Below are 3,294 nucleotides of genomic sequence, written 5' to 3' on the forward strand. Positions count from 1 at the left end.
TTTCAGCCTTGAAAGTTGTGTAGATACTTATGCTGCGATGGCACTACCAGCCATCACACTGCATTCAGCTCTGGCACTTAGGGCAAAACACACTCGCACGCTGTCCCAGCACCACATTGCGCAACTCGCTCCCGCAGACCTTGCACGCCTCGCCTCCCCGGCCATACACGAACAGCTCTTGCTGGAAATACCCCGGCTGCCCGTCGCCGCCGATAAAATCGCGCAACGTGGTACCGCCGCGCTCGATCGCCGCCGCCAGGATGCGTTTGATCTCGATCGCCAGCTTCAGGTAACGCCCGCGTGAAATGCCGCCGGCGGCCCGACGCGGATCAATCCCGGCCGCAAACAGCGCTTCCGTCGCGTAGATATTGCCCACGCCCACCACGACGGCGTTGTCCATGATGAACGGCTTGACCGCCATCGACTTGCCGCGGGACAGCTGGAACAGCCGCTCGCCATCAAACAGGTCGGTCAACGGCTCCGGCCCCAGGCGCAACAGCAACTCATGGTTGTGCGGGTCCTGGCTCCAGAGCATCGCGCCAAAACGCCGTGGGTCGGTGTAGCGCAATGCCAGGCCCGACTCCAGTTCGATATCCACGTGTTCATGCTTGAGCGCCGGCAACCCGACTTCCACCAGGCGCAGGTTGCCCGACATGCCCAAATGGCTGATCAACGTGCCCACCTCGGCATTGATCAACAGGTACTTGGCCCGCCGCTCCACCAGCACGATGCGTTGCCCGGAGAGGCGCACATCCAGGTCTTCCGGGATCGGCCAGCGCAGGCGCCGCTCACGCACCACCACGCGGCTGACGCGCTGGCCTTCCAGGTGCGGCGCAATACCGCGCCGGGTGGTTTCGACTTCAGGTAACTCGGGCATGTGTACCTCGTGAAGAAAGGGTCAGTGGGCGCCCAGTTCGCGGATCGACAACTTCATGCTTTCGAAGTCGTAATCCGACAGGCCCACGTAATCCAGGACCAGATGGCTGATGGCGTTCCACTCATGGTCCACCGACTGGTTGCCCAGCACACGGTAGGACGAGCAGATGTGCTCGGCCATCTTCAGGATCGCCAGCAGGTTTTTAAGCTGCGAGTTGCGCGCCGACTCATCGCTGAAAATCGCCAAGGCGTTGTGGTGGTTGGCGATGGCGTCGGTCACATGCTCCGGCAGGCGCCAGGACTTGGCGGTGTAGTAGCCGACCACGGCATGGTTGGTGTTGAACGCGTTGTTCTCGGTGTCGACCACGCGGCAGTCAGGGCCGGCGTTGGCGTAGGCCTCTTCGAGCACTGCCATGTAGTTGGGGAAGCGCTTGAGCATCAGCGGCACGCCACAATCGTGGAACAGGCCCAGGGCATAGGCTTCGTCCACCGCCTGGGAGCCGGTGCGCTTGGCCAGGGTCAGGCAGGTCATGGCCACGTCCTGCGCGGTGTCCCAGAATCGGTTGAGGGTGACGATGGTGTCGTCGCTCATTTCGCCCTTGATTGACAGGGCGTTGATCAGGTTGATGATCGAACGGCTGCCCAGCAGGTTTACCGCACGCTGGATCGACGCGATCTTGTTGCTCAGGCCGAAATACGACGAGTTGACGATTTTCAGCAGCGCGCCGGACAGGCCCGGGTCCTGGGAGATCAGCCGTGCGATCACTTCCAGGTCCGGGTCGGGCATGTATTGCTCCATCTGCAAATCCACCATGATTTGCGGTTGGGGCGGCACACTGATGCCTTGCAGGGCCTGCTGGATCTGTTCGGCGGAAAGCTCTTGGGACATAAGTACACACTCTGGGCTAGGCGCGAATTCTAACCTCTATGCGAAGCTGACCGACACCTCAAAAACCGGATTGAAAGGGGATCAAATGTGGGCGCTGGCTTGCCTGCGATGCAGGCGCCCCGGTATAGCCTTCATAACGAGGCGATGCCATCGCAGGCAAGCCAGCTCCCACATGTCCGGCGGCGGCACAGAGACCTATACAAAAAGGTATACTCCCGCTCTTTTTTCCGGAGCGACGTCATGTCCCTGCCAAGCCTGCGTCTCAAAGCCAACGCCGATCGTCGTTTGCGCAACGGCCACCTGTGGGTCTACAGCAACGAAATCGACGTGGCCGCCACCCCACTTCACGGCTTCCAGGCAGGCGACCAGGCCATTCTGGAAGCGGCCGGCGGCAAGACCCTCGGCATCGTGGCCATGAGCCCGAACAACCTGATCTGCGCCCGCCTGTTGTCGCGCGACATCAAGTTGCCGTTGGACAAGTCGCTGCTGGTACACCGTATCAACGTGGCCCTGTCGCTGCGCGACCGCTTGTTCGACAAGCCGTTCTACCGCCTGGTGTACGGCGATTCCGACCTGCTGCCGGGCCTGGTCGTCGACCGTTTCGGCGACATCCTGGTGGTGCAAATCGCTTCGGCGACCATGGAAGCGCACAAGGAAGACGTGATCGCCGCGCTGACCCAAGTGCTCAAACCAAGCGGCATCCTGTTCAAGAACGACTCCGCCGCACGTGATGCCGAAGGCCTCAACCGCTACGTCGAAACCGTGTTCGGCCTGGTGCCGGAGTGGGTTGCGCTGGAAGAAAACGGCGTTAAATTCGAAGCCCCGGTGATCCAGGGCCAGAAAACCGGCTGGTTCTACGACCACCGCATGAACCGCGCCCGCCTGGCTCCGTATGCCAAAGGCAAACGCGTACTCGACCTCTACAGCTACATCGGCGGCTGGGGCGTGCAAGCCGCGGCCTTTGGCGCCAGTGAAGTGTTCTGCGTCGACGCCTCCGCCTTCGCCCTCGACGGCGTAGAGCGCAACGCTGCGCTGAACGGCGTCGCCGAGAAGATGACCTGCATCGAAGGCGACGTCTTCGAAGCCCTGAAAGAACTGAAAGCCAGCGAAGAACGCTTCGACGTGATCGTCGCCGACCCACCGGCCTTCATCAAACGCAAAAAAGACATGAAAAACGGCGAAGGCGCCTACCGCCGCCTGAACGAGCAAGCCATGCGCCTGCTCAGCAAAGACGGCATCCTGTTCAGCGCCTCGTGCTCCATGCACTTGCCGGAAGACGACCTGCAAAACATCCTGCTGACCAGCGCCCGCCACCTGGATCGCAATATCCAGATGCTCGAACGCGGCGGCCAGGGCCCGGATCACCCGGTGCACCCGGCAATTGCCGAGACCCGGTACATCAAGAGCATTACGTGCCGGTTGTTGCCCAATAGCTAAGACCAGCACTGCTCCCTGACACAACAAGTGTGGGAGCTGGCTTGCCAGCGATGGCGGAGGATCAGCCGATAGAGGTATGGGCTGATACACCG

The 3,294-nt window shown here is 61.4% G+C and carries 3 protein-coding genes; 1 reads left to right on the forward strand and 2 read right to left on the reverse strand.

Going from position 1 to position 3,294, the window contains the following annotated elements:
* Positions 1-64: 64 nt before the first annotated feature.
* Positions 65-877, reverse strand: coding sequence for a bifunctional DNA-formamidopyrimidine glycosylase/DNA-(apurinic or apyrimidinic site) lyase (gene mutM / locus WBB95_RS02540; RefSeq protein WP_424486147.1), 813 nt, complete (start codon positions 875-877; stop codon positions 65-67).
* A 21-nt stretch (positions 878-898) separates the two neighbouring features.
* Positions 899-1,711, reverse strand: coding sequence for an HDOD domain-containing protein (locus tag WBB95_RS02545; protein ID WP_424486148.1), 813 nt, complete (start codon positions 1,709-1,711; stop codon positions 899-901).
* Positions 1,712-2,005: 294 nt separating this feature from the next.
* Between WBB95_RS02545 and WBB95_RS02550 the strand changes: the two genes are divergently transcribed.
* Complete coding sequence (locus WBB95_RS02550) at positions 2,006-3,202, forward strand: class I SAM-dependent rRNA methyltransferase (RefSeq protein WP_375066455.1); 1,197 nt, start codon at positions 2,006-2,008, stop codon at positions 3,200-3,202.
* Positions 3,203-3,294: the final 92 nt, after the last annotated feature.

The sequence above is a fragment of the Pseudomonas sp. genome (assembly GCF_049645325.1).
Taxonomy (GTDB): domain Bacteria; phylum Pseudomonadota; class Gammaproteobacteria; order Pseudomonadales; family Pseudomonadaceae; genus Aquipseudomonas.

Excerpts from the sequence above, each read along its gene's own strand:
- mutM (WP_424486147.1), bottom strand. The coding sequence starts at position 877 with ATGCCCGAGTTACCTGAAGTCGAAACCACCCGGCGCGGTATTGCGCCG.
- WBB95_RS02550 (WP_375066455.1), top strand. The coding sequence starts at position 2,006 with ATGTCCCTGCCAAGCCTGCGTCTCAAAGCCAACGCCGATCGTCGTTTG.